Origin of the sequence: Streptomyces manipurensis (assembly GCF_049570255.1) — a bacterium.
Classification (GTDB): domain Bacteria; phylum Actinomycetota; class Actinomycetes; order Streptomycetales; family Streptomycetaceae; genus Streptomyces; species Streptomyces manipurensis.
Genome location: NZ_CP186950.1, coordinates 3,534,703 through 3,559,240 on the forward strand (window position 1 = coordinate 3,534,703; position 24,538 = coordinate 3,559,240).

A 24,538-nucleotide genomic window follows, 5' to 3' on the forward strand; every position below is an offset into this window, starting at 1 on the left:
ATCGAAGGCCGGCGAACCTGTTGGGGCAGGTCGGGCCGATGAAGCACAGTGGGTTTTCATCGGATTGGGGGACCCGATGGAACCCGTCAAAGCGGGGTGTTAACGCGACCTCAGGCCTCGCTGCGCTGCTGCGGAATTCCCGCGAGCAGGGCGCGAACCTCGGCCTCGCGGTACCGGCGGTGTCCACCCAGGGTGCGGATGGACGTGAGCTTGCCAGCCTTGGCCCAGCGGGTGACCGTCTTCGGGTCCACGCGGAACATGGTGGCGACCTCAGCCGGGGTCAGCAGCGGCTCGGCATCAGGGGTGCGAGCGGTCATGAGCGGCCTCCTCGGGAGAACCGAACCATCTCGGTTCTTTCCTCTAAATTCTGCACCTTGGCCCGCGTTGCCCGAAATGGACATACGCGGGCCGAGTCGGTTATAGGACGAACGGCTTGTCCTCGGCACTACAACTACACCATCCGTCCAGCCTCGACGGCCAAACCGACGGAATTGCCCTCCGAGGTGTTCATCAGCGGCGGAAGCCGATGGACCGTCCCATAACGGACAGTCACCCCACTGTGACGATCAGTCACAGAGCGATCAGGAGCCGTCAGACCCCCCGTAGAGTGCAATGCCGAGCATTCCGCCCTTACTTGGACGGAAGGAACCCTCCCCGGACTCCTTGTCCTATTTTGGCACGAGGGTAGGGGAAGGGCGCAAGGGTGTGGTTAGTGCGGTCCGTCACGCTTGGGCCAATGGCCCGTATCGGGACGTAGGTCCCGGCACTACGTCCCAAATGCCACGATCAGGGCTCTGATCAGCCACTATTGACCGAACGACCGATACGCCACGGTCTGCCGGAACCCCTATCCTGCGAGATCCGGCCACACCGATCACTTTCGGCCTAATTCGCGAAAAGCCGCTCCCGGACCTCCCGCCAGCGCTCCGCAAGCCCTCCGTAGACCTCCGCCGCACCCGTCCCGTCACCCGCCCGCAGCGCCGCGAGTCCCGCCGCGAGGTCACCCGCGGACCGGTCCTCCGCCAGCCGGCCGGCCGGCAGCGCGTGCACCAGCCCGCCGTAGTCGAGCTCCACCATCGACTTCGGGTGGAACTCCTCCAGCCAGCCGCCCACCTCGACCAGGCCGTCGGCGAGCGTCACGTACCCCTCGGCGGCACGCAGCGTGCGCAGGGCCCGGGCCAGCCGCCGGCGCGCCTGGACCATCGGAGTCCGGTAGCGCAGCCGCACGCCCGGAACGTACTCCCGCTCACAGTCCTCCACCAGCACGAACCAGCGCAAGGGGATCTGCCACACACCGGTGCGGATCCACGGCCGCGCCTCCGGGTTGCGCGCGCGCCAGCGCTCGTGCTCCTGCGCCGCCCGCAGCCTCACCTCGGGCGGCAGGGCCGCGTCCAGCACCGGCCCGGGGAACTGGTCGACCAGCTCCTCCAGCGCCAGCCAGCCGCGCAGCCGGGTGCCCCACGGGCAGACCAGCAGCACCCCGTCGACCTCGGCCGTGAACGCGTCGGCGCTCTCGTCGTCGGGCACGCCCACCACGGGCACCCGCACCAAGTCCGCCAGCGAGCGGCGCAGTTCGTCCTGGGCCGTCGGGGTCCGCCCGCTCCGGGCGTAGTCGGCCCAGCGGGTGCGTTCGGGTTCGGTGAAGGCGGCCAGGGGCTCGTAGACGCGCAAGTAGGAGGCGTACGGAACGGCCGGCGCCGAGCGCGCGGAGGGCAGCAGGGGATCGGAGGATTCGGTCACCCTCTGGTCCTGCCCCTTTTCCGGCCTGCTCGCGCGCCCGCGGGGCCGCCGGTTGCGGGCCGGCGGGCGGCCCCGTGCTCCGGGAGTGTTCCGATCCACGGACAGGTCCCCTACGGACGGCCGACAGGTCTTACTCTGCTCCCAGCACGCCCTCCCCCACCCGCAGGGGGGCGTTTTCCCGCCGCATCTCTTCCATGGGAGTCACCACCGTGACCGAAATGACCGACGGCGTCCTGCACACCCTGTTCCGCACGGAGCAGGGCGGCCACGAGCAAGTCGTGCTGTGCCAGGACCGCGCCACCGGCCTGAAAGCCGTCATCGCCATCCACTCCACCGCCCTGGGCCCCGCCCTCGGCGGCACGCGCTTCCACGCCTACGCCTCCGACGAGGAGGCCGTCCAGGACGCGCTGAACCTCTCGCGCGGCATGTCCTACAAGAACGCCATGGCCGGTCTCGGCCTCGGCGGCGGCAAGGCCGTGATCATCGGCGACCCCGAGGTCATCAAGACCGAGGAACTCCTCGAGGCCTACGGCCGGTTCGTCGAGTCGCTCGGCGGCCGCTACGTGACGGCCTGCGACGTCGGCACCTACGTGGCGGACATGGACGTGGTCGCCCGCGAGACCCGCTGGGCCACCGGCCGCTCCCCGGAGAACGGCGGCGCCGGCGACTCCTCCGTCCTCACCGCCTACGGCGTCTTCCAGGGCATGCGCGCCTCCGCCCAGCACCTGTGGGGCGACCCGACCCTGCGCGGTCGCAAGGTCGGCGTGGCCGGTGTCGGCAAGGTCGGCCACTACCTGGTCGAGCACCTGCTGGAGGACGGCGCCGAGGTCGTGATCACCGACGTGCGCGCGGAGTCCGTCCAGCGGATCCTCGACAAGCACCCGGGCAAGGTCACCGCGGTCGCCGACACCGACGCGCTGATCCGCGTCGAGGGCCTGGACATCTACGCCCCCTGCGCGCTGGGCGGCGCCCTCAACGACGACACGGTGCCGGCGCTGACCGCCACGATCGTCTGCGGCGCGGCGAACAACCAGCTCGCCCACCCGGGCATCGAGAAGGACCTGCTGGACCGCGGGATCCTCTACGCCCCCGACTACGTGGTCAACGCGGGCGGGGTCATCCAGGTCGCCGACGAGCTGCACGGCTTCGACTTCGACCGGTGCAAGGTGCAGGCAACGAAGATCTTCGACACCACGCTGGAAATCTTCGCTCGTGCGAAGGCGGACGGCATTCCGCCGGCCGCCGCGGCCGACCGGATCGCCGAGCAGCGCATGGCGGACGGCCGGATCAACCTCCCGGTGACGACCGCGTAAGGCCCCCTTCGGGGCGCCCGGGTGCGCCCGCCGGGGTGCGGCGAGACGGAACTCACTGCACTTCGGCGGGTCGCCCGCTCGGAACGCGTTAAAATCGCAGCTGACCAGCCAGGACGGGGCGCCTTGCTGGTTCTGCACCGGGGCGCGTCATGCGGGCGGCGTACCGTATGGCCGCGGAAGCAGGTACCGTTAAACCCCTACGGACGGTCTCTCCACGGAGAGCCCGCTCCGAACCATGAACGCGTGTCAGACTCTGGGGCCGTCGAGCCCCGTCACCGAGGGGGTCGAGCCATGGGGCGCGGCCGGGCCAAGGCCAAGCAGACAAAGGTCGCCCGCCAGCTGAAGTACAACAGCGGCGGGACTGACCTCTCGCGTCTGGCCAATGAGCTGGGCGCATCGCCGACAGAGCCGCTGCAGATCAGCGAGCCGGTCGAAGTCGATGACGATCTGGACGACGACGACCCGTACGCCAAGTACGCGGATCTCTACAACAGCGATGACGACGACGAGGACGAAGAGTCCGGTCCGTCGACTCAGCGCCGCGGCGCTTGACGCCCTGAGGCGTCTGCACGACACAGCAAAGACCGAAACCCGGTCCAGGGCATAGCCCCGGGCCGGGTTTCGGTGCTGCTCAGCTCGCGTAGTCGCCGGTCAGGGTCGCGCCCTCGGTGCGGTCGCCGCGGTCCAGGATCTCTCCCGCGACCCAGGCGTCGACGCCCCGGTCGGCCAGCGCGGTCAGCGCCACGTCCACCGACTCGGCGGGCACGACGGCCATCATGCCGACGCCCATGTTCAGCGTCTTCTCCAGCTCCAGCCGCTCCACCTGCCCGGCCGTGCCGACCAGGTCGAAGATCGCACCGGGCGTCCAGGTCGAACGGTCGACCGTGGCGTGCAGGTGGTCCGGGATCACCCGGGCCAGGTTCGCCGCGAGGCCGCCACCGGTGATGTGCGAGTACGCGTGCACCTCGGCCGTGCGGGTGAGGGCCATGCAGTCCAGCGAGTAGATCTTGGTCGGCTCCAGGAGCTCCTCGCCGAGGGTCCGGCCGAGGTCCTCGACGTGGCGGTCCAGGGACATCCCGGCGCGGTCGAAGAGCACGTGGCGGACCAGCGAGTACCCGTTCGAGTGAAGGCCGGACGAAGCCATCGCGATGACGGCGTCACCCGTACGGATGCGATCCGCACCGAGCAGCCGGTCGTACTCCACGACACCGGTGCCGGCGCCCGCCACGTCGAAGTCGTCCGGGCCCAGCAGCCCGGGGTGCTCCGCGGTCTCCCCGCCGACCAGGGCGCAGCCGGCGAGGACACAGCCCTCGGCGATGCCCTTGACGATCGACGCGACACGCTCGGGGTGGACCTTGCCGACGCAGATGTAGTCGGTCATGAAGAGCGGCTCGGCTCCGCAGACCACGATGTCGTCCATGACCATCGCGACGAGGTCGTGGCCGATCGTGTCGTAGACGCCCATCTGGCGGGCGATGTCCACCTTGGTGCCGACACCGTCGGTGGCCGAGGCCAGCAGCGGGCGCTCGTACCGCTTGAGGGCGGAGGCGTCGAAGAGGCCGGCGAAGCCGCCGAGGCCGCCCAGGACCTCGGGGCGCTGGGTCTTCTTCACCCACTCCTTCATCAGCTCGACGGCGCGGTCCCCCGCTTCGATGTCGACGCCCGCGGCTGCGTAGCTGGCACCGGTGGTCTTCTCTGTCATGACAGGAGAGAGCTTTCGTGTCGTTACTGCGGTGGGTACGGGGCCCCGGGAAAAGCCGGAAAGACGGGGCCCGCGCAGGTCGAGCCGGGGCCCGGCGGGCCGCGGGGCCCGCCGGGGAGCGGGACCCTACGGGCGGCGGAGCGCGTCGGCGGCGTCCGTGCCGCCGGCCAGCTCGGTCTCCAGCAGCTGCTTGCCGAGGAGCTGCGGGTCGGGCAGCTCCATCGGGTACTCGCCGTCGAAGCAGGCACGGCAGAGGTTCGGCTTCTGGATGGTCGTCGCCTCGATCATCGAGTCGATCGAGATGTACGAGAGCGAGTCCGCGCCGAGGGAGGTGGCGATCTCGTCGACCGTCATCCCGTTGGCGATCAGCTCGGCCCGGGTGGCGAAGTCGATGCCGAAGAAGCACGGCCACTTCACCGGCGGCGAGGAGATCCGGATGTGGACCTCGGCCGCGCCGGCCTCGCGGAGCATCTTGACCAGGGCGCGCTGGGTGTTGCCGCGGACGATCGAGTCGTCGACGACCACCAGGCGCTTGCCGCGGATGACTTCCTTGAGCGGGTTGAGCTTCAGCCGGATGCCGAGCTGGCGGATCGTCTGCGAGGGCTGGATGAAGGTCCGGCCCACGTAGGCGTTCTTGACCAGTCCGGAGCCGTACGGGATCCCGCTGGCCTCGGCGTAGCCGACCGCGGCGGGCGTGCCGGATTCCGGCGTCGCTATCACCAGGTCGGCTTCGACCGGGGCTTCCTTGGCCAGGCGCCGGCCCATCTCGACACGCGAGAGGTAGACGTTCCGCCCGGCGATGTCGGTGTCCGGGCGCGCCAGGTAGACGTACTCGAAGACACAGCCCTTGGGCTTCGCTTCCGCGAATCGGGAGGTGCGCAGACCGTTCTCGTCGATCGCGATGAGCTCGCCCGGCTCGACCTCGCGGACGAAGCTGGCGCCGCAGATGTCGAGGGCGGCGGTCTCGCTCGCGACCACCCAGCCGCGCTCCAGGCGGCCGAGGACCAGCGGGCGGATGCCCTGCGGGTCACGGGCGGTGTAGAGGGTCCCCTCGTCCATGAACACCAGCGAGAAGGCGCCCTTGACCTGCGGGAGGACCTTGGCGGCCGACTCCTCGATCGTCAGGGGCCTGCCGTCCTCGTCGACCTGTCCGGCCAGCAGGGCCGTGACCAGGTCGGTGTCGTTGGTGGCCGCCACCTGGGTGGCACGGCCGTCCTGACGGGGGAGGTCCGCGACCATCTCGGCGAGCTCGGCGGTGTTCACCAGGTTGCCGTTGTGTCCCAGGGCCAGGGAGCCGTGGGCGGTCGCGCGGAAGGTGGGCTGCGCGTTCTCCCACACGGAGGCGCCGGTGGTCGAGTAGCGGGCGTGACCGACCGCGATATGACCTTGGAGCGAACCGAGGGAGGTTTCGTCGAAGACCTGGGAAACGAGGCCCATGTCCTTGAAGACGAGGATCTGGGAACCGTTGCTCACAGCGATTCCCGCGGACTCCTGTCCGCGGTGCTGCAATGCATACAGTCCGAAGTAGGTGAGCTTGGCGACCTCTTCACCCGGAGCCCAGACACCGAAGACGCCGCAAGCGTCCTGGGGGCCCTTCTCGCCGGGGAGCAGGTCGTGGTTGAGTCGTCCATCACCACGAGGCACGCTCCCGAGTGTAGGCGAGATCGACCACTGGTCCGAATTGGGGACGGCCGGGAAATGTCACAGCACAGAGGGTGACCGGACGCCCCCGTCTCGGTATTCGGATCACTTTGTTGACAGCTACGAGTGAATTCGTACAGGCTCTCGCTCCATGCAGCCTCTCGGTGACCGCACCGTCACCCTCGTCGAGCGCCGGCACGTGGACCTGGTCCGTGTCGCGAGCGCCATCTGTCGCTGTTTCGCGTAGCCACAACTCTTCTTCCTCCTTTCCCCTTTAGCCCCGCCCTGCCCCGACCCGCCGTGCCGCGTGCCGTCCCCGCGCGCACCGGGGACGGGGCGGCCGGGCCGCGCCCTGGAGTACCTGTGTCTTCGTCCGACAGCACCTTCTCCCGCCGTGCCTTCGCAGGCGCCGTCTCGGTCACCGCGGCGGCCGCCGCGGGCCTCGGCGCGAGCCCCGCCGCCGCCGCGGAGAGCCACGGCCGAACCCCCTCGGAACGCCCTTTCCGGGCGGCCGGGGACCGGCGCTCGCGCCGGCCGAACATCCTCTTCATCCTCGGTGACGACCTCGGCTGGGCGGATCTGTCCTCCTACGGGTCCCCGAACATCAGGACCCCGCACCTGGACGCCCTGGCCCGCCAGGGTGTCCGCTTCACCGACGCCTACTCGGGCTCGGCGACCTGCTCCCCGACCCGGTTCAGCCTCTACACCGGCCGCTACCCGGGCCGTACCCCCGGCGGCCTGGCCGAACCGATCGCGGACAGGACAGCGGGCCTGGACCCCACCCACCCGACCCTGGCCTCCCTGCTGAAGGAGGCCGGCTACGCCACCGCGCTGATCGGCAAGTGGCACGCGGGATACCTGCCCGACCACAGCCCCACCCGCTCCGGCTGGGACACCTTCTTCGGCAACTTCGGCGGCGCGCTGGAGTACTACTCCAAGCTGGGCCTGGGCGGCGAGTACGACCTCTACGAGGGCGACGCCACGTACAAGGACCTGCGCTACTACACGCGGATCATCACCGAGCGGGCGAGCGAGTACGTCACCCGCGACCACGGCGGGAAGCCCTGGCTGCTGAACCTCAACTTCACCACCCCGCACTGGCCGTGGATCGCGGACGGGGACACCGCGGAGAGCGCCGAGATCGTCCGGCGGATCAAGGCGGGCGACGGGCGCGCCCTGTGGCACCAGGACGGCGGCTCGATCGACAAGTACCGGGAGATGGTCGAGGACCTCGACCGCTCGGTCGGCGAGGTCCTCAGGGCCCTGAAGCGCTCCGGGCAGGAGAAGGACACCCTGGTGGTCTTCTCCAGCGACAACGGCGGCGAGCGCTTCTCCCACAACTGGCCGCTGTCGGGGAACAAGGCCTCCCTCCAGGAGGGCGGCATCCGCGTGCCGAACATCGTGCGCTGGCCCGCCCGGCTGGACGGCGGCCAGGTCAGCCGGGTCCCCGTGTTCAGCCCGGACTGGACGGCCACGCTCCTGGAGGTGGCCGGGACCAGGCCCCATCGCGCCTACCCGCTCGACGGGGTGAGCCTGGCCGGCTACCTGCTGCGCGGCGAGCGGCCCGCCGAGCGGGACCTGTTCTGGCGGGTCCGGGGCGAGCGGGCGCTGCGCCGCGGCAACTGGAAGTACTACCGCGGCAAGGCGGGCCGGGACCAGCTGTTCGACCTCGCCGGGGACGTCCGCGAGCAGGCCGACAAGGCGGCGGTCGAACCGGCCCGGCTGGCCGAGCTGCGGGCGGCGTGGGAGTCCGTGAACGCGGGGCTGCTGCCCTACCCGGGCTGAGCGGCGCACCCGGGGCGGGCGCGGACTACTCGACGGCGGTGGCCGCCTTCGCGGTCAGGCCCGTGCCGTCGGGGGCCTTCAGGGTGAGGTCGCGGCCCTGGATCTCCCACCGCAGCGGGGAGGCGGCGAACAGCGTGGTCAGCGCCTGCTCGACCTCGCCCACCGGCCCGGCGCAGGCCATGCGCGTGCTGGTGAGGGGGCCGAAGGTGACCTCCGCGCCGTCGCCCGTGGCCCGGGCGCTGAACCGGTTGCAGCCGAGGTTGCCGCTGACCGCGAGGTCGGCGGCGACCGTGAACCGGGCCTTGCCCGCGGCCTCCGCAGGCACCGAGGACACCGTCTCCCCGCTGATCAGCGACTCCACGATCCACTCGGTCGAGGTGAAGGGGGCGTCGGCCACCGGAGGCTTCGGGCTCATGGCGATGGTGCTCCCGTCGGAGGTCTTCAGCGTGAGCCGGTCCGGGCCCCGGTCGATCGTCAGCCGTCCCTTGAACAGCTTCGCGAAGGCCGTCTCGAACTCCATGTCCGGGCAGGCCATGGCCGTCCGCGGGCCGGGGGTGACGGTCACCGCGGCCGAACCGTCGTGGACGAGCGCCGCCTTGAGCCCGTTGCAGCCGTAGCTGCCGGTGGCCGCGGTCGCCCCGATGGTGAGGCGCGCGCTGTCGGGGGCGTGCAGGGTCCGGCCCTCGGTGGTCAGCGACTCGACGGCCCAGGAGCCCTCGACGTCGGGGAGCACGACGCTCCCGCTCTCCTGTTCCCGGCCGCAGCCGGCCAGGGCGAGTACGAGGACGAGGACCAGCCCCGCGGGGGTGTGGACGTGCCGGAAGGTACGCATGCCGGTGGGACGTACCGGACGCCTGTCCGGTTCCGCCGCGCCTGATCGCTGCCGCTGCCCCTGCCTCTGCCCCGCCGCTCAGCCCATCAGCGGGAGCAGCGCCGACAGGTCGGCCCGCTCCCCGGAGGCCCGTACCCGTGCCCCGTCCACCGCCTCGGCCCATCGCGTGCGGCCGGTCGCGAGCCGGATCCAGGTGAGCGCGTCCGTCTCGACGACGTTGGGCGGGGTGCCGCGGGTGTGGCGCGGCCCCGCGACGCACTGGACCACGGCGAACGGCGGGATCCGCACCTCGACCGAACCGCCCGGCGCCTTCAGCGCGAGCGCGTCGGCGAGCAGCCGGGTGCAGGCGGCCAGCGCCTGCCGCTCGATCGGGACGTCCAGTCCGGTGGCGCGGTTCAGGTCGTCGGTGTGGACCACCAGTTCCACGGTCCGGGTGACCAGGAAGTCGGCCAGGGTCATGTCCCCGATCCACAGGTCCAGCACCCGGTCCCCGCGGTGCTCGGCGAGCGCACCGGCCATGGCGGAGGCCGCCCGCTCGTACAGCTCGGGCAGCGGGGCCCCGGTCAGGGTCTCGCGGGCGGCCTCGGAGATCTTCCCGGCGAGGGAGGCCGTGGCGAAGGGCCATTCGACGGCCGTCAGCTCGGGAACGGCGGCCGGCGGCCGGGCGAGACACGCGGCCAGCGAATCGCCGATCCAGGCCATGTGCGCGGCGAGCTCGGCGACGCTCCACTCCCCGAGGCCGCTGGGCCGGTCCAGCTGATCCGGCGTCAGCCCGGCCACGGCGCGGGCGACGTGGCCGAACTGCGCGGTCACCGCCGCCTGGATCCGGGCGTGGTCGTACCTGCGGGTCTTGGGTGCCATGCGGGGAGTCTGCCCGATCAGTCGCCGCCCCCGCAGCCGCCCCCGCAACTGCTGCCGCAACTGCTCGAACCGCAGCCTCCGGAGGAGCCGCAGGAACTCCCCGACCCGTTCGACCGCTCGGCCGCGCGCTGCTTGCGCTGCTCCTCCTCGGCCCGCCGCCGGAGGGTGTACGAGGTGCCCGCCGGCCGCCAGGAGCGCAGCGCGTGCCGCCGGTAGGGCAGCAGGGGCGCGGCGTGGACCGCGTCCACGAGCGTGCCGCCGCGGTGGACGGCGTACCGCAGGACCACCTCGGCCCCAGCGCCGGGCGTCCTTGACGTGCCAGGGAGGGGCCGCCGCCGTCGGGTATCGCGGCGCCGGGCAGGTGCTTGACGATGCTCACGCGGTCAGTGTGCGGAGCGCCCGTGCGGGCGGGTACGGCCGTCCTGCCACGGAATCGCTACGGCCGCTTGCCGCCGCAGCGCGGCCGCCCGGCCGGCCGGCGGGCCCGACGGCCGGGGCCCCGCACGGTGGATCCGTGCGGGGCCCCGGGTCGCGCAGGGGTCGCCGATCAGGCCAGCAGGGCCGGGATCGTCGCCTCGTGGGCCTCGCGGAGCTCGGCCAGCGGGAGGGTGAACTCGCCCTGGATCTCGATCGCGTCGCCGTCCACCACGCCGATGCGGGTGGCCGGCAGGCCCCGCGCACCGCACATGTCGGTGAAGCGGAGCTCCTCGCTGCGCGGGACGGCCACGACGGCGCGGCCCGCGGACTCGGAGAAGAGGAACGTGAAGGCGTCCAGGCCCTCGGGGACCACGATCCGCGCACCGTTGCCGCCCTTGAGGCAGGACTCGGTCAGCGCCTGGATCGCTCCGCCGTCGGACAGGTCGTGCGCGGCGTCGATCATGCCGTCGCGCGACGCCGAGATCAGGATCTCGCCGAGCAGCTTCTCGCGGCCCAGGTCCACCTTGGGCGGCAGGCCGCCGAGGTGGTCGTGGACGACCTGCGACCACGCCGAGCCGCCGAACTCCTCGGCGGTGTCGCCGAGCAGGTACAGCAGCTGGCCGGCCTCCGCGAACGCCATCGGCGTACGGCGGTTGACGTCGTCGATCACGCCGAGCACGGCCACGACCGGAGTCGGGTGGATCGCGACGTCGCCGGTCTGGTTGTAGAGCGAGACGTTGCCGCCGGTCACCGGAGTGCCCAGCTCCAGGCAGCCGTCCGCGAGACCGCGGGTGGCCTCGGCGAACTGCCACATGACGCCCGGGTCCTCGGGGGAGCCGAAGTTGAGGCAGTCGGAGATCGCCAGGGGCTTGGCGCCGGTCGCGGCGACGTTGCGGTACGCCTCGGCCAGGGCCAGCTGCGCGCCCGTGTACGGGTCGAGCTTGGCGTAGCGGCCGTTGCCGTCGGTCGCCATGGCCACGCCGAGGTTGGACTCCTCGTCGATGCGGACCATGCCGGCGTCCTCGGGCTGCGCGAGGACGGTGTTGCCCTGCACGAAGCGGTCGTACTGGTCGGTGACCCAGGACTTCGAGGCCTGGTTCGGGGAGGAGACCAGGGCCAGGACCTGCGCGCGCAGCTCCTCGGAGGTCTGCGGGCGGGGCAGCTTGCCCGCGTCGTCGGCCTGGAGCGCGTCCTGCCACTCGGGGCGGGCGTAGGGGCGGTGGTAGACCGGACCCTCGTGGGCGACGGTGCCCGGGGGCACGTCCACGATCTGCTCGCCGTGCCAGAAGATCTCCAGGCGCTCGCCGTCGGTCACCTCACCGATGACGGTGGCGATGACGTCCCACTTCTCGCAGATCTCCATGAAGCGGTCGACGTGCTGCGGCTCGACGATCGCGCACATGCGCTCCTGCGACTCGCTCATGAGGATCTCCTCGGGCGAGAGCGTCGCGTCGCGCAGCGGCACGGTGTCGAGCTCGACGCGCATGCCGCCGGAGCCCGCGGAGGCCAGCTCGGAGGTGGCGCAGGACAGCCCGGCGCCGCCGAGGTCCTGGATGCCCGCGACGAGCTTCTCCTTGAAGATCTCCAGGGTGCACTCGATGAGGAGCTTCTCCTGGAAGGGGTCGCCGACCTGGACGGCGGGGCGCTTGGTGGGCTTGGTGTCGTCGAAGGTCTCGGACGCGAGGACCGAGACGCCGCCGATGCCGTCGCCGCCGGTGCGGGCGCCGTAGAGGATGACCTTGTTGCCGGGGCCGGAGGCCTTGGCGAGGTGGATGTCCTCGTGCTTCATCACGCCGATGCAGCCGGCGTTGACCAGCGGGTTGCCCTGGTAGCAGGCGTCGAAGACGACCTCGCCGCCGATGTTGGGCAGGCCCAGGCAGTTGCCGTAGCCGCCGATGCCCGCGACGACGCCCGGCAGGACGCGCTTGGTGTCGGGGTGGTCGGCCGCGCCGAAGCGCAGCGGGTCGACGACGGCGACCGGGCGGGCGCCCATGGCGAGGATGTCGCGGACGATGCCGCCGACGCCGGTGGCCGCGCCCTGGTAGGGCTCGATGTAGCTGGGGTGGTTGTGCGACTCCACCTTGAAGGTGACCGCGTAGCCCTGGCCGACGTCGACGACGCCGGCGTTCTCGCCGATGCCGACGAGCATGGCGTCGTTCTGCGGGGCCTTCTCGCCGAACTGCTTCAGGTGGACCTTGCTGCTCTTGTACGAGCAGTGCTCGGACCACATGACCGAGTACATGGCGAGCTCGGCGCCGGTCGGGCGGCGGCCGAGGATCTCCTTGATCCGGGCGTACTCGTCCTCCTTGAGGCCGAGCTCCTTCCAGGGCTGGGAGGCGTCCGGGGTTTCGGTGGCGTTCTTGACGGTGTCGAGGCTCATGCGCTGACCAGCTTCTTCAGGACCGACGTGAAGAACGGGAGGCCGTCGGTGCGGCCGGTCCCGATCAGCGGCTCGACCGCGTGCTCGGGGTGCGGCATCAGGCCGACGACGTTGCCCTCGGCGTTGGTGATGCCGGCGATGTCGCGGAGCGACCCGTTCGGGTTCACGTCCAGGTACCGGAAGGCCACTCGGCCCTCGGCCTCCAGTTCGTCGAGCGTGCGCTCGTCGGCGACGTACCGGCCGTCCATGTTCTTGAGCGGTACGGAGATCTCCTGGCCGGCGGTGTAGTCGCCGGTCCACGCGGTCTCCGCGTTCTCCACCCGCAGCTTCTGGTCGCGGCAGATGAAGTGCAGGTGGTTGTTGCGGAGCATCGCCCCCGGCAGCAGGTGGGCCTCGGTGAGGACCTGGAAGCCGTTGCAGATGCCGAGGACGGGCATGCCGGCCCTGGCCTGCTCGATGATGGTCTCCATCACCGGCGAGAAGCGGGAGATGGCCCCGGCGCGCAGGTAGTCCCCGTAGGAGAAGCCGCCCGCGAGGACGACCGCGTCGACCTGGTGCAGGTCCTTGTCGCGGTGCCAGAGCGAGACCGGCTCGGCCCCCGCGAGGCGGACGGCGCGCAGCGAGTCACGGTCGTCGAGCGTTCCGGGGAACGTGACGACACCGATGCGAGTGGTCACCGTCAGGCCTCGACCTTCACGGTGAAGTCTTCGATGACGGTGTTGGCGAGGAACGTTTCGGCCATCTTGTGGATGCGGTCGAGGGCGGCCTGGTCGACCGGACCCTCCACTTCCAGTTCGAAGCGCTTCCCCTGACGGACGTCGGCGATGCCCTCGAAGCCCAGGCGCGGCAGTGCACGCTGCACCGCCTGGCCCTGGGGGTCGAGGATCTCCGGCTTGAGCATGACGTCGACTACGACGCGTGCCACTGGCACTCCCGATGAGGTGGTTGGTGCAAGGCGGTTCCCTCAGCGTACCCGGCCGAAATTTCTACGCGGGTAGATATCGGGAGGGCGTGATCACCGACCCGTTTCGACTTCACCAACGCTTCGCAAAATCCCCAGGAAAACCACGCGCCCGGCATTGCGGCGGGACACGCGGAGAGAATTAACTGGGCTTCGCAATGCAATGGGAATCGGGGTACAAAGGAATCAACCGGGATTCCGGTCGAAAGATGCATTGCCCCTAAACATCCACACAGGCGACATCACCGCACGTCAACGCGTGGCGGCGTCGCACGAAGGGACCGATATCCGTGGCGCAGCGCGTGGTGGTCACCCTCTCCGACGACATCGACGGCGGAGAAGCGGCGGAAACGGTCGTGTTCGCTCTGGACGGTAAGTCGTACGAGATCGACCTCAATGCGGCCAACGCAAAGAAACTGCGGAAGGGGCTCGCCCCCTTCGTGGCCGCCGGCCGGCGGCAGTCGCGGTCGGGGAAGACCTTCAAGCACACCTCCGTGGCCCCCGACCCGGCGGTGGTCCGCGCCTGGGCCCGGTCCAACCAGCACGACGTCCCGCCCCGCGGCCGCATCCCCAAGCGGATCTACGAGGCCTACAACGCGGCCCACTGAGGGCCGATTTGCCATCCACCCCCTCCCTTCGGCTAATGTGTGGATCACGCCGAGGGGCGAGGCCGCAGGTCAGAGCCTCCGAGGTCGTGCGGGTGTAGTTCAGTAGCAGAACATCCCTCTTCCAGAGGGAAGGCGCAGTGTGCAATTCCTGTCACCCGCTCTGCATCGCTTACCTTCCACGTCAGTGGATCGGGTAGAGTGAGGCACGCATTGCCCCGGCAGTGCACAGCTTGCGGACGTAGCTCAGTTGGTAGAGCACCACCTTGCCAAGGTGGATGTCGCGCGTTCGAGTCGCGTCGTCCGCTCTGAAGGAGAAGGCCCCGGTCATCACGACCGGGGCCTTCTTCGTGTCCGCTCCACGGGCGGGCCTTCATTCACTCCGGGTCCGCCGACGGGCCACGGGCCGTGTGACACGGAACACCCTGACAAATGTCATCGGCGTTCACTGACGGCACGCACTGCCCGCCCGCCCCGCCGGCCGCGAGGCTCGGAACATGACTCACACCGTGATCGAGGCCCACGCACTGCGCCGCGGCTACTCCGGAGGGTTCGAAGCCGTCCGCGGCGTCTCCTTCTCCGTGGCGGAGGGCGAGGTCTTCGCCCTCCTCGGCACCAACGGCGCGGGCAAGACCTCCACCGTCGAACTGCTGGAGGGACTGGCCGCCCCGAGCGGCGGGCAGGTCCGCGTCTTCGGGCTCGATCCGTACGCGCGGCGGGCCGAGGTCCGCCCGCGCACCGGGGTGATGCTCCAGGAGGGCGGCTTCCCCTCCGACCTGTCGGTCACCGAGACCGTCCGGATGTGGGCCGGGGTCACCAGCGGGGCCCGCCCGGCGGCCGAGGTGCTGGAGCTGGTCGGCCTCGCCGCACGGGCCTCCGTACGGGTGAAGCAGCTCTCCGGCGGTGAACGCCGCCGCCTGGACCTGGCGCTGGCCCTGCTGGGCCGGCCCGAGGTGCTGTTCCTGGACGAGCCGACCACCGGCATGGACCCCGAGGGCCGCCGCGACACCTGGGCCCTGGTCCGGGAGCTGCGGGACCAGGGCACCACCGTGCTGCTGACCACGCACTACCTGGAGGAGGCCGAGGAGCTCGCCGACCGCCTCGCGATCCTCCACGAGGGCGAACTGGTCCTCTCCGGCACCCCCTCAGAGGTGACCGCCACCCGGCCGTCCCGGATCCGTTGCACCCTGCCCGACGGGGTGCCCGCCGCACGGCTGCCGCTGTCGCTGCGGGCGGCCGCCTTCGGGCAGCGCGTGGAGATCCGCACCGAACGGCTCCAGGAGGACCTCACCGGACTGCTCGGCTGGGCCCACGAGAACGGCGTGGTGCTCGACGCCCTAGACGCCCGGTCCGCCTCCCTGGAGGAGGCCTTCCTGGAGATCGCACAGGACCGGCGCGACGCCGGCGACCGCACCCACGACGACACGACGGCGGGGACCCGATGACCACGACCGCGTTCAGCCCGGGCCGGATGACCGCGCTCGGCCGCTCCGAACTCACCCTGCTGGTGCGCAACCGGGCCGCACTCGGCGTGGCCCTGCTCATGCCGCTGCTGATGGTGCTCGTCCTGCGGTCCACCCTCACCGGCAGCGAGGGCGCGGCGGCCGTCGGCGAGGCCACCCTGACCGGCGGCATCGGCATGGTGCTGCTCCTCGTCGTCTACATGAACCCGGTCTCCGCCTTCGTCGCCCGGCGCGAGGAGCTCGTCCTGAAGCGGCTGCGCACCGGCGAGGCCCGGGACCTGGAGATCCTGGCCGGGACCGCGCTGCCCGCCGCCTGCCTCGCGCTCGGGCAGGCCGCCGTCCTCGTGGTGGCCGGCGCGGCCGTCCTGGACGTGCGCACCCCGCGCGAACCGCTGCTGCTCGCGGCGGCCGTCCTCGCTGCGATCGTCCTGCTGGCCGCCCTGGCCGCGGCGACCAGCTCCGTGACCCGCACCGTGGAGACCGCGGGCCTCACCACGCTGCCGCTGTTCCTGGCGACCGCGCTCGGCTCGGGCCTGTTCGCGCCGGCGGACGCGCTGCCCGGCCCGGTCGCCGCCCTGTGCGAACTGCTCCCGCTGAGCGGTGTGATGACCCTCGTACGGGCCGGCTGGAGCGGCGGCGCCGAGGGCGGGGAGCTGCTGGGCGCGGGGCTGGGTGCGCTGGCCTGGATCGTGATCAGCGTGTTTGCTGTCCAGCGGTGGTTCCGCTGGGAACCGCGGCGCTAGGACGAGTCGGGGGACGGGAACCGTGTCGAAGCTGACCGGGTGGTGGAAGAACCGCAGCACCGCGGGGAAGGTCGAGCTGTACACCCGCGGGTCGTTCCTGCTGTTCGTGATCCTGGAGATCCTCTCCTTCGGGGCGACCCCGCTGGCCGCCGCGGGCTCCGCCGCGGCCGAGCGGAGCTCCTTCGCGGTCCCGCTCGCGCTCTTCCTGCTGATGTGCGCGCACGCGGCACTGTGCGGGGTGCTGACCTCCAAGGCCCTGCACTGGGTGGTGGGGCGGCGCGAACGCCCCACCCGGCTCGCGGTCGCCACCGCCGTCCTGACGGGGGTGTGCATCGTGGCCGTCCTCGCCCTCCGGGCGACGGGACACCTCTCCCACGCGACCGTGGCGCCGACCATCGTCGCGGGACTGGCCTGGTTCACCTCCGGATCGCTGGTGCTGTGCCTGAGGTCGGTGCGGCGGATGTGGTACGTCGCCGCGGCCGCGGCCCTCGCCACGGGGCTGTCCGCGCTCGGCCTCGGCATGTCGGGCGGCAAGGCGGTCGGGTACGGCGTGGGCGTGCTGCTCGGCGGGCTGTTCTTCGGCGCCACTTGCGGGTTCTCGGCCTGGCTGCTGAGGACCGTCTACGAGCTCGACCGCTCCCGGGAGGTCCAGGCCCGGCTGGCGGTGGCCGAGGAGCGGCTGCGCTTCGGCCGCGACCTGCACGACGTGATGGGCCGCAACCTGGCCGTGATCGCCCTCAAGAGCGAGCTGGCCGTCCAGTTGGCCCGGCGCGAACGCCCGGAAGCGGTGGAGCAGATGATCGAGGTGCAGCGGATCGCCCAAGAGTCCCAGCGGGAGGTGCGGGACGTGGTCCGCGGCTACCGCGAGGCCGACCTCGCGGTGGAGCTGGAAGGCGCGCGCGGGGTGCTGAACGCGGCCGGGATGGACTGCCGGGTCGACTTCCGGCCCGACCGCGAGCTGGCCTCCGAGGTCCAGTCGGCGCTCGGCTGGGTGGTCCGCGAGGCCACGACGAACGTGCTGCGGCACGGTGACGCCAAGCGCTGCCGGATCCGGCTGACCGCACCGGCGAGCGGCCCCGTGACGCTCGTGGTGGAGAACGACGGCGCGCCGGAGACCCCGGCCGGACAGCCCGGCTCGGGACTGGCCGGGCTGCGGGAACGGCTCGCCGTACTGGAAGGGACGCTGGAGGCGGGACTGGTCGGCGACGGCCGGTTCCGGCTGCGTGCGCAGATACCGGGCCGACGGCTCGACGGACTGGAGGTGGGGGCGTGAGCCCCGTACGCGTACTGCTCGCCGACGACGAGCACCTGATCCGCGGGGCGCTGGCCGCGCTCCTGGCACTGGAGGACGACCTGCTGGTCGTCGCGGAGGCGGCCTCCGGGCCCGAGGCCCTCGCGATGGCCCGGGCGCACCGCCCGGACGTGGCGGTGCTGGACCTGCAGATGCCGGGGGCGGACGGTGTGAGCGTCGCCACATCCCTGCGGGTCGAACTCCCCGACTGCAAGACGATGATCGTGACCAGTCACGGGCGTCCCGGACACCTGAAGCGGGCCCTGGCGGCGGGGGTGCGGGCCTTCGCGCCGAAGACCGTGTCGGCGCAGCGGCTGGCCGAGCTCATCCGCACCGTGCACGCCGGAGGCCGTTACGTGGACCCGGAGTTGGCGGCCGACGCGATCAGCGCGGGGGACTCCCCGCTGACCGCCCGGGAGGCCGAGGTGCTGGAACTGGCGGGCGACGGGGCACCGATCGCGGAGATCGCGGAGCGGGCCTCGCTGTCGCAGGGGACGGTGCGCAACTACCTCTCCTCGGCGGCCACGAAGCTGGGCGCCGAGAACCGGCACACGGCAGTGCGTCTCGCGAGGGAGCGGGGTTGGGTATAGTAGGTCTCGCCTTACGGCGCTTGCGGACATAGCTCAGTTGGTAGAGCACCACCTTGCCAAGGTGGATGTCGCGCGTTCGAGTCGCGTTGTCCGCTCTGTAGGGAAGAAGCCCCGGTCCTCGGACCGGGGCTTCTTCGTTCCCTACGACCAGTCCAGGCCGGTCAGCCGCTCGTACGCCTCGATGTACTTCGCGCGGGTCCGCTCGACGACCTCGGCGGGCAGGGCCGGCGGCGGCAGCTCGCCCTTGGGGTCCCAGCCGGAGGCCGGGGAGGCCAGCCAGTCGCGGACGTACTGCTTGTCGAACGAGGGCTGCGCACGGCCCGGCTGCCACTGGTCGGCCGGCCAGAAGCGCGAGGAGTCCGGCGTGAGCACCTCGTCCGCGGCGACGAGGGTGCCGTCCGCGGGGTCGAAGCCGAACTCGAACTTGGTGTCGGCCAGGATGATGCCGCGCTCGCGGGCGATGTCCCGGGCGCGGGAGTACACGGCGAGGGTGGTCTGGCGCAGCAGGGCGGCCGTCTCGACGCCGGTGGTGCGCGCGACCTCCTCGTAGGAGACGTTCTCGTCGTGCTCTCCGACCTCGGCCTTGGCGGCCGGGGTGAAGATCGGGCCGGGCAGCTCGGAACCGTCCACGAGGCCCTCGGGGAGCCCGAGTCCGCAGACCGTGCGGGTCTGCTTGTACTCGGCGAGGCCCGAACCGGTGAGGTAGCCGCGGGCCACGCACTCGACCGGGACCATGTCGAGGTTCTTGCAGATCAGGGTGCGGCCGGCCCAGTCGGCGGGGGCGCCGGCGGGCAGGTCGGTGGAGAGCACGTGGTTCGGGACGAGGTCCGCGAGCTGGTCGAACCACCACAGGGAGAGCTGGGTCAGGACGCGGCCCTTGTCGGGGATCTCCGTGGGCAGCACCCAGTCGAAGGCGGACATGCGGTCGCTGGCGACCATGACGAGGCGGCCGTCCTCGTCGCGGTAGAGGTCGCGCACCTTGCCGGTGTGGAGGTGGACGAGGCCCGGAACCTGAACCGGCTCGGGCTTTTCGACGAATCCGGACACGGGGTCTCCCTGTGGTTCTGTATGAAGCGCACCCCGATTCTCGCTCACCTCCGCCCGCTCCCGGGGACAGGGGGTGGGTCAGTCGCGCTTGCAGATCCGGTCGAGGAGGTTGGCTGTGGCACGCTGCACGCGCTCGTCGACGTGCCCGGGGCGGTCGAGCGCCGGGGACCACGCGAAGGTCCCGGAGGCGAACACCAGCGCCCCGCTGGGGGCCCGGTAGAGCGAGGTCTCCTGGTGGCGGCGGTGGCCCTCGGTGTCCGCGTACGGGGAGTGCGCCAGCAGGATCCGGTCCCGGTGCTCGGGGAGCTGGGTGCGCGGGAAGTACCGGTCGGCCTCGCCCGCCACCAGGCCGGGCAGTTCGTCGTTCTCGCCGGCGCCGGTCGCGTCCCACAGCCAGTGCGTGGCGTTGCGCACGATCAGCGGCGCGGGCTCGGGCACCCGGCCCGCGTACTGGATGCCGAGGAGCTGCTGTTCGGGGCGGTCGACCTCGCGCCAGAGGCTGGCCCGGCCCGGGCCGCGGCGCTTGCGGCAGGTCAGGAGCCGGTCGTCCACCCCGGACGGCGACGGCGAGAGCTCCACCTGCCAGTACATGGTGTTGGCGGAGAGGAAGACGAGGGAGGTGCCGTGGTCCCGGGCGCGCTCGACGGTGCGGCGCATCGGAGCCGACCAGTACTCGTCGTGGCCGGGGAAGACCAGGCCGCGGTAGCGGGTGGGGTCGACGCGGCCGGCGTGCAGGTCGCGGGTGTCGGCGTAGGCGAGGTCGTAGCCGTAGCGCTCGGCCCAGCGGATGAAGTCGTAGGCGTGGCCCACGTGCAGGGGCAGGCCGGCGCCCGCGTAGGGGCGGTCGAAGGAGACGGTGACCGCCGCGTCCTGCTCGCCGAGGAGCCGGCCGGCCTCGTCCCAGGCGTGGTAGAGGCTGGCGCCGGTCCGGCCGTCCTCCGGGTAGAGGTTGTACGCCTGCCAGGTGATGTCGGGCAGGAGGAGCAGGAGGTCGGCGGGGTGGTCGTCGCGGACCGTGAAGGGGATGTGCGAGCGGTAGCCGTCGGCGGTGGTCAGGACGGCGACGTAGGCGCCCACGCTCCAGTAGGACGGCACCTGGAGGCGCCAGGACATCCACCAGTGGTGGCAGGAGACGGTCCGGTCGGCGGTGAGGGGGGGCGGCTGGACGATGCCCGAGAGCCGGGGGCTGGTGGTGATCTTGGAGGCGCCGTCGCCGCCGTAGTGGCCGATCCGGTAGACGTCGACGGAGAACTGCTGGGGCGGGTCGACGGTGATGTGGAAGTCGATGGCCCCGCCGGGGGCGACGGCTCCGGTGGAGGCGAATCCCTTGATCTGGCGGTGCACGTCGTCGGCCGTGCGGGGCCCGCCGGTGCCGCGGGCGCGCGGGATCCGGCCGGAACCGGCCGTCGCGGCGGCCGGGTCCACGTACCAGGGCACCACGTGGCCGGTGTCGTCGAAGTACAGCTCGCTGCCGCGGAACCAGGGCAGGGGGCCCTGCCCGAAGGGGTCGTTCACCGCGTGCGCGAGCGCGCCCGACTCCCAACGCCGGATCTGGTCCGTACCCATGACCGCTCCCCTCCCTCGCTCCCCCGACCGGGCGTCCATCTGTGCGGTGTGCGGCGCCCTGTGCGCCGGGACGATGCTTCTCGGACATCCGCTCCCGGAACATCCAGCCGCCACCGGTCCCAGCACATCACATTACGCACGCACTCCGTCACCGTTCGTCGCGAATTGACGTGACCGGAACATTCGCATCCGCTTCCTCGGTGGTACGCCACCCCCCGCGATCCCGGCGGCGGGCCCGCTCAGACCAGCCGGACGGGCTTCTCCGGGCGGACCCCGAGCGCCGAGAGCCACTCCCGCAGGGGCGCGGGATCGCCGTCCTCGACCAGGCAGAGCACCCGGGGGGACAGATCGGCCCGGCGGTCGCCGCCGACCAGCAGGACCGGACCGTCGAGCCAGTCCATGCCCGGGGCGGCCCCCGCCGAGTCCACGGCGGCGCAGCACACCATCGCCGTCACGTGGTCGGCCAGCAGGTCCCGGGCACTGCGCGGCGGCTGGAGCGGGAACAGCGGCACGGCGTCGGCGGCGCGGGCCCTGTCCGCTCCGGCGCCGGTCCCGGCGGCCCGCTCCTCGCGGGCCACGCCGGCGCTGAGCAGTCCGGCCAGGGCCTCCCCGCGCGCGCCCTCTCCCGAGGGATCCGTGAGGTAGCCCAGCACCCGCTCCAGGGTGGGTCCGGCGAAGCCGTCGGCGGCGGGCGGGACGGAGTCGGCGGCCGCGATCGTGACGGGCCCCGCGGTGCCCGGAGCGCCGGAGGCGACCGGCCCGGAGGACGAGGCGCCGGCGGAGGCGGAGCGGGGACCGGAACCGGCTCCCGCTCCGGCGGGATGTACGGGTGCGGGGCCGTCCTCCCGGGACGGCGGGGCGGGATCGCCGCTCAGGCCCGCGGGGACGGACAGGGTGTCCAGCGCCGCGTGCAGGCGGGCCGCCTCCGACCGCCAGGTCCGGTCGACGACCTCCTCCGGATACGCCGCCCACTCCACCGGCGACCAGTCCGGCCCGGCCTCGGCCGGGCCCCCGTGGAAGAGCCGCGCGGCCAGCAGCGATGTCGCCTCGTCGACCTCTCCGGGCTGTTCCAGCAGGTCACAGGCGGGCCGCTCGCCGAGGCGCGAGGTGAAGCCCTCCGCGAGCCGGTCCCGGCGGGAGAGCTCGGTCAGGGCCGAGACCACTCCGGCGTCCAGGTGCGCCGGCCAGCGGCCCATCCGCCAGGCGGGCAGCGCGACCCGGGTCAGCAGCCGGTCCCAGCCGGCGTAGGCGAGGCCGACCTGCTCCTGGGCGACGATGCGCAGGCCGTAGTCCACACCCTGTGCACGGTCCGCCGCGGCGGCGGCCACCCCGCGCTCCATCTCGGCGGCGTCGGTCCGGCACAGCCGCAGCAGCAGCCGGGCCGGCGCGGCGATCCAGCCGAGGCCGCGGCGGCCGCCCACGGCCACGGCGGCGTCCAGGCCCCGCACGAAGCCGCGCGCGTCGGCTATGTCCGGGTGGGCAGAGGGGCCCGTACCGGCGACGACCGGCGCGAGCACGGCCCGCAGCTCCGCGACGCGCATCCACCACAGGAACGGCGAACCGATCACCAGCACGGGCGCCGCCCCGGGGGCGGACTGGGCGGATCCCGCCGCGCCCCTGCGGCGGTGCGCCGCGTGGGTGCGGTCCTCCAGCCAGCTGTCGCAGTCCGGCGTCAGGGCTATCGCGGAGGGCGCGGGGACGTCCATCCGGTCGGCCAGGTCCCGCACCAGGCGGTAGAGATCGGGAGCGGCGGCCTCCGACAGCGGCACGGTCGGCGTCACGGCGGGACCGGCCCGCAGCACCACGGCGGCGAAGGCCCCGCCGACGAGGAGCACCAGCACGGCCAGTGCGCACACGGCGATCGTCACCGCGGCCCAGGGCCCGCCCTCCAGCCGGCCGGTGGCGCGGGCGGTGACGAGCACCACCGCGAGGGCGGCGGGCAGCAGGACCACGGCCAGCGCCCGGCTGCGCACCCGCAGCACCGCCAGAGCGCGGGAACGCGCGGACGGCACACCGGCTTCCGCGATCGACACCATTCCGGACATGACCGGCCTCACCCCCTCTGCCCTGCGGCTGCGTTGCTCACTCCCCCACTGTGACACCCGCCACCGACATCGCAAGGTCGGTGGGCCAAGTGCCGGAATGCTTGCGCCGCACCCTAGTTGGGGCATGCCCGGCCGTCAGGCAGACAAGCTGACGATCACCCGATGGAATGGCTTTGGGTAAAGCTGGGTGCGTTCGAAGGAGGCCGGATGCACTCGCACGCGAACACGCCCGCGGGCCCGGGCGCACGAGGTGCGCACCGGGCCCGCGGGTCGGGGGAGCCGCTGGTCAGCCCTGCCCCGCCGCCTTGGCGGCGATGTCCGTACGGTGCTGCGAACCGTCCAGCGCGATCCGCGCGACCGCCTTATACGCCTTCTCGCGGGCCTGCGCCAGATCGGAACCGGTCGCCGTCACCGACAGCACGCGACCGCCCGCGCTGACGACCGCGTCGCCCTCGCGCCGGGTCCCCGCGTGCAGCACGTAGGCGTCGGGGCCGTCCTCGGCGGCCACCTCGGCGAGGCCCTCGATCGGGTCGCCGGTGCGGGGGGTGCCGGGGTAGTTGTGCGAGGCGATGACCACGGTCACGGCCGCATCGTCGCGCCACACGAGCGGCGGCTCGTCGGCCAGGGTGCCCCTGGCGGCATTCAGCAGCACGCTCGCGAGCGGGGTCCGCAGCCGGGCCAGGACCACCTGGGTCTCCGGGTCCCCGAAGCGGGCGTTGAACTCGATGACCCGGGTGCCGCGGCCGGTGATCGCGAGGCCGGCGTAGAGAAGTCCGGAGAAGGGGGTGCCGCGGCGGCGGAGCTCGTCGACGGTCGGCTGGAGCACGAGCTCCATGACCTCGTCCACCAGCTTCGGGTCGGCCCAGGGCAGCGGGGAGTACGCGCCCATGCCGCCGGTGTTGGGACCCTCGTCGCCGTCCAGGGCGCGCTTGAAGTCCTGCGCCGGCTGGAGCGGGACGACGGTGACGCCGTCGGTGATGGCGAAGAGGGAGACCTCGGGGCCGTCCAGGTACTCCTCGATGACCACGCGGTCGCAGCCCAGCGCGTGCGCGCGGGCCTCGGCCAGGTCACCGGTGACCACGACGCCCTTGCCCGCCGCCAGCCCGTCGTCCTTGACCACGTACGGGGCGCCGAAGGCGTCGAGGGCCGCGTCCACCTCCTCCGGGGTGGTGCAGACGTAGCTGCGGGCGGTCGGGACGCCGGCCGCGGCCATCACGTCCTTGGCGAACGCCTTGGAGCCCTCCAGCTGCGCCGCCTCGGCGGACGGGCCGAAGACGGGGATGCCCGCGGCGCGCACGGCGTCGCTGACGCCGGCGACCAGCGGGGCCTCCGGGCCGACGACGACCAGGTCGGCGCCGAGTTCCGTGGCGAGAGCGGCGACGGCCTCGCCGTCGAGGGCGTCGACCGGGCGGAGCTCGGCCACCTCGGCGATGCCGGCGTTGCCGGGGGCGCAGTAGAGCGCGGAGACGTCGGGGTCGAGGGACAGAGAGCGGCACAGGGCGTGTTCGCGGGCGCCGCCGCCGATGACGAGGACCTTCACGCTGCTCAGCCTAGCC

23 protein-coding genes and 3 tRNA genes are annotated in these 24,538 nt (G+C 72.2%); 12 read left to right on the forward strand and 14 right to left on the reverse strand.

Going from position 1 to position 24,538, the window contains the following annotated elements; all coding sequences use genetic code 11:
- Positions 1 to 110: 110 nt before the first annotated feature.
- Positions 111 to 317 carry a developmental transcriptional regulator BldC gene (bldC, locus tag ACPU2J_RS16250; RefSeq protein WP_003949541.1) on the reverse strand — a complete coding sequence of 69 codons (207 nt, stop codon included), beginning with the start codon at positions 315 to 317 and terminating at the stop codon, positions 111 to 113.
- Positions 318 to 885: 568 nt separating this feature from the next.
- The gene (locus tag ACPU2J_RS16255) at positions 886 to 1,740 is read right to left on the reverse strand and encodes a hypothetical protein (protein WP_420080327.1); all 855 of its coding nucleotides are present in this window, start codon (positions 1,738 to 1,740) and stop codon (positions 886 to 888) included.
- Positions 1,741 to 1,949: 209 nt separating this feature from the next.
- Here ACPU2J_RS16255 and ACPU2J_RS16260 point away from each other — a divergent pair, with 209 nt between their 5' ends.
- Positions 1,950 to 3,053: a Leu/Phe/Val dehydrogenase gene (locus tag ACPU2J_RS16260; RefSeq protein WP_361590201.1), complete on the forward strand. Its 1,104-nt coding sequence runs from the start codon at positions 1,950 to 1,952 to the stop codon at positions 3,051 to 3,053.
- Positions 3,054 to 3,344: 291 nt separating this feature from the next.
- Complete coding sequence (locus ACPU2J_RS16265) at positions 3,345 to 3,605, forward strand: DUF3073 domain-containing protein (protein WP_360877265.1); 261 nt, start codon at positions 3,345 to 3,347, stop codon at positions 3,603 to 3,605.
- A 79-nt stretch (positions 3,606 to 3,684) separates the two neighbouring features.
- Here ACPU2J_RS16265 and purM read toward each other — a convergent pair whose 3' ends face one another.
- Both purM and purF read right to left on the reverse strand, forming a co-directional pair.
- Entirely contained in the window at positions 3,685 to 4,755 is a 1,071-nt protein-coding gene (purM, locus tag ACPU2J_RS16270; RefSeq protein ID WP_420080326.1) for a phosphoribosylformylglycinamidine cyclo-ligase, read from the reverse strand.
- 126 nt (positions 4,756 to 4,881) lie between these two features.
- Complete coding sequence (gene purF, locus ACPU2J_RS16275) at positions 4,882 to 6,399, reverse strand: amidophosphoribosyltransferase (RefSeq protein WP_361590197.1); 1,518 nt, start codon at positions 6,397 to 6,399, stop codon at positions 4,882 to 4,884.
- Between the two features lie 148 nt (positions 6,400 to 6,547).
- On the opposite strand from purF, the gene ACPU2J_RS16280 reads away from it, so the two are divergent.
- Positions 6,548 to 6,643 carry a putative leader peptide gene (locus ACPU2J_RS16280; protein ID WP_361590194.1) on the forward strand — a complete coding sequence of 32 codons (96 nt, stop codon included), beginning with the start codon at positions 6,548 to 6,550 and terminating at the stop codon, positions 6,641 to 6,643.
- A gap of 116 nt (positions 6,644 to 6,759) precedes the next feature.
- Positions 6,760 to 8,181, forward strand: coding sequence for a sulfatase family protein (locus ACPU2J_RS16285; RefSeq protein WP_420080325.1), 1,422 nt, complete (start codon positions 6,760 to 6,762; stop codon positions 8,179 to 8,181).
- A 25-nt stretch (positions 8,182 to 8,206) separates the two neighbouring features.
- On the opposite strand, the gene ACPU2J_RS16290 is transcribed toward ACPU2J_RS16285, so the two are convergent.
- The 6 genes from ACPU2J_RS16290 to purS all read right to left on the reverse strand — a co-directional run bounded on the left by ACPU2J_RS16290 (position 8,207) and on the right by purS (position 13,602).
- Entirely contained in the window at positions 8,207 to 9,013 is an 807-nt protein-coding gene (locus tag ACPU2J_RS16290; RefSeq protein WP_423833504.1) for an META domain-containing protein, read from the reverse strand.
- Positions 9,014 to 9,091: 78 nt separating this feature from the next.
- The gene (locus ACPU2J_RS16295) at positions 9,092 to 9,874 is read right to left on the reverse strand and encodes a maleylpyruvate isomerase family mycothiol-dependent enzyme (protein WP_420080323.1); all 783 of its coding nucleotides are present in this window, start codon (positions 9,872 to 9,874) and stop codon (positions 9,092 to 9,094) included.
- A 17-nt stretch (positions 9,875 to 9,891) separates the two neighbouring features.
- Positions 9,892 to 10,161 carry a hypothetical protein gene (locus ACPU2J_RS16300; RefSeq protein WP_420080322.1) on the reverse strand — a complete coding sequence of 90 codons (270 nt, stop codon included), beginning with the start codon at positions 10,159 to 10,161 and terminating at the stop codon, positions 9,892 to 9,894.
- A gap of 260 nt (positions 10,162 to 10,421) precedes the next feature.
- A complete protein-coding gene (gene purL, locus ACPU2J_RS16305) occupies positions 10,422 to 12,671 on the reverse strand; it encodes a phosphoribosylformylglycinamidine synthase subunit PurL (RefSeq protein WP_365076789.1) in 2,250 nt (749 codons plus the stop codon).
- Positions 12,668 to 13,348 carry a phosphoribosylformylglycinamidine synthase subunit PurQ gene (gene purQ, locus ACPU2J_RS16310; RefSeq protein ID WP_031156354.1) on the reverse strand — a complete coding sequence of 227 codons (681 nt, stop codon included), beginning with the start codon at positions 13,346 to 13,348 and terminating at the stop codon, positions 12,668 to 12,670. The genes purL and purQ overlap by 4 nt, the downstream gene beginning before the upstream one ends.
- 2 nt (positions 13,349 to 13,350) lie before the next feature.
- Positions 13,351 to 13,602, reverse strand: coding sequence for a phosphoribosylformylglycinamidine synthase subunit PurS (gene purS / locus ACPU2J_RS16315; RefSeq protein WP_008740952.1), 252 nt, complete (start codon positions 13,600 to 13,602; stop codon positions 13,351 to 13,353).
- Between the two features lie 320 nt (positions 13,603 to 13,922).
- Between purS and ACPU2J_RS16320 the strand changes: the two genes are divergently transcribed.
- The 8 genes from ACPU2J_RS16320 (at position 13,923) to ACPU2J_RS16355 (ending at position 18,419) form a co-directional block, all read left to right on the forward strand.
- Positions 13,923 to 14,240, forward strand: a complete 318-nt coding sequence (locus tag ACPU2J_RS16320) for a histone-like nucleoid-structuring protein Lsr2 (protein WP_361590176.1) — start codon at positions 13,923 to 13,925, stop codon at positions 14,238 to 14,240.
- A gap of 88 nt (positions 14,241 to 14,328) precedes the next feature.
- A tRNA-Gly gene (locus ACPU2J_RS16325) sits at positions 14,329 to 14,400 on the forward strand.
- Between the two features lie 72 nt (positions 14,401 to 14,472).
- Positions 14,473 to 14,545 (forward strand) — tRNA-Gly (locus tag ACPU2J_RS16330).
- Between the two features lie 189 nt (positions 14,546 to 14,734).
- A complete protein-coding gene (locus ACPU2J_RS16335) occupies positions 14,735 to 15,682 on the forward strand; it encodes an ABC transporter ATP-binding protein (protein ID WP_423833505.1) in 948 nt (315 codons plus the stop codon).
- Positions 15,679 to 16,443 (forward strand): ABC transporter permease, encoded by a 765-nt coding sequence (locus tag ACPU2J_RS16340; protein ID WP_423833506.1) that lies wholly within the window; start codon positions 15,679 to 15,681, stop codon positions 16,441 to 16,443. The genes ACPU2J_RS16335 and ACPU2J_RS16340 overlap by 4 nt, the downstream gene beginning before the upstream one ends.
- Positions 16,444 to 16,465: 22 nt before the next feature.
- A complete protein-coding gene (locus tag ACPU2J_RS16345) occupies positions 16,466 to 17,716 on the forward strand; it encodes a sensor histidine kinase (protein ID WP_420080318.1) in 1,251 nt (416 codons plus the stop codon).
- Entirely contained in the window at positions 17,713 to 18,324 is a 612-nt protein-coding gene (locus ACPU2J_RS16350; RefSeq protein WP_420080317.1) for a response regulator, read from the forward strand. The genes ACPU2J_RS16345 and ACPU2J_RS16350 overlap by 4 nt, the downstream gene beginning before the upstream one ends.
- Before the next feature lie 22 nt (positions 18,325 to 18,346).
- Positions 18,347 to 18,419 (forward strand) — tRNA-Gly (locus ACPU2J_RS16355).
- A 46-nt stretch (positions 18,420 to 18,465) separates the two neighbouring features.
- On the opposite strand, the gene ACPU2J_RS16360 is transcribed toward ACPU2J_RS16355, so the two are convergent.
- The 4 genes from ACPU2J_RS16360 to purD form a co-directional block, all read right to left on the reverse strand.
- Positions 18,466 to 19,371, reverse strand: coding sequence for a phosphoribosylaminoimidazolesuccinocarboxamide synthase (locus ACPU2J_RS16360; protein WP_420080316.1), 906 nt, complete (start codon positions 19,369 to 19,371; stop codon positions 18,466 to 18,468).
- A gap of 78 nt (positions 19,372 to 19,449) precedes the next feature.
- Positions 19,450 to 20,937 (reverse strand): N,N-dimethylformamidase beta subunit family domain-containing protein, encoded by a 1,488-nt coding sequence (locus ACPU2J_RS16365; protein ID WP_420080315.1) that lies wholly within the window; start codon positions 20,935 to 20,937, stop codon positions 19,450 to 19,452.
- 239 nt (positions 20,938 to 21,176) lie between these two features.
- The gene (locus tag ACPU2J_RS16370; protein ID WP_423833507.1) at positions 21,177 to 22,982 is read right to left on the reverse strand and encodes a hypothetical protein; all 1,806 of its coding nucleotides are present in this window, start codon (positions 22,980 to 22,982) and stop codon (positions 21,177 to 21,179) included.
- 286 nt (positions 22,983 to 23,268) lie between these two features.
- Positions 23,269 to 24,522 carry a phosphoribosylamine--glycine ligase gene (gene purD, locus ACPU2J_RS16375; protein ID WP_399815927.1) on the reverse strand — a complete coding sequence of 418 codons (1,254 nt, stop codon included), beginning with the start codon at positions 24,520 to 24,522 and terminating at the stop codon, positions 23,269 to 23,271.
- Positions 24,523 to 24,538 lie beyond the last annotated feature (16 nt).

Coding starts and splice junctions, on each gene's coding strand:
- ACPU2J_RS16340 (WP_423833506.1), top strand. CDS start 15,679: ATGACCACGACCGCGTTCAGCCCGGGCCGGATGACCGCGCTCGGCCGC.
- ACPU2J_RS16265 (WP_360877265.1), top strand. CDS start 3,345: ATGGGGCGCGGCCGGGCCAAGGCCAAGCAGACAAAGGTCGCCCGCCAG.
- ACPU2J_RS16365 (WP_420080315.1), bottom strand. CDS start 20,937: ATGGGTACGGACCAGATCCGGCGTTGGGAGTCGGGCGCGCTCGCGCAC.
- ACPU2J_RS16290 (WP_423833504.1), bottom strand. CDS start 9,013: ATGCGTACCTTCCGGCACGTCCACACCCCCGCGGGGCTGGTCCTCGTC.
- ACPU2J_RS16335 (WP_423833505.1), top strand. CDS start 14,735: ATGACTCACACCGTGATCGAGGCCCACGCACTGCGCCGCGGCTACTCC.
- ACPU2J_RS16295 (WP_420080323.1), bottom strand. CDS start 9,874: ATGGCACCCAAGACCCGCAGGTACGACCACGCCCGGATCCAGGCGGCG.
- bldC (WP_003949541.1), bottom strand. CDS start 317: ATGACCGCTCGCACCCCTGATGCCGAGCCGCTGCTGACCCCGGCTGAG.
- ACPU2J_RS16370 (WP_423833507.1), bottom strand. CDS start 22,982: ATGTCCGGAATGGTGTCGATCGCGGAAGCCGGTGTGCCGTCCGCGCGT.
- purL (WP_365076789.1), bottom strand. CDS start 12,671: ATGAGCCTCGACACCGTCAAGAACGCCACCGAAACCCCGGACGCCTCC.
- ACPU2J_RS16280 (WP_361590194.1), top strand. CDS start 6,548: ATGCAGCCTCTCGGTGACCGCACCGTCACCCTCGTCGAGCGCCGGCAC.
- purM (WP_420080326.1), bottom strand. CDS start 4,755: ATGACAGAGAAGACCACCGGTGCCAGCTACGCAGCCGCGGGCGTCGAC.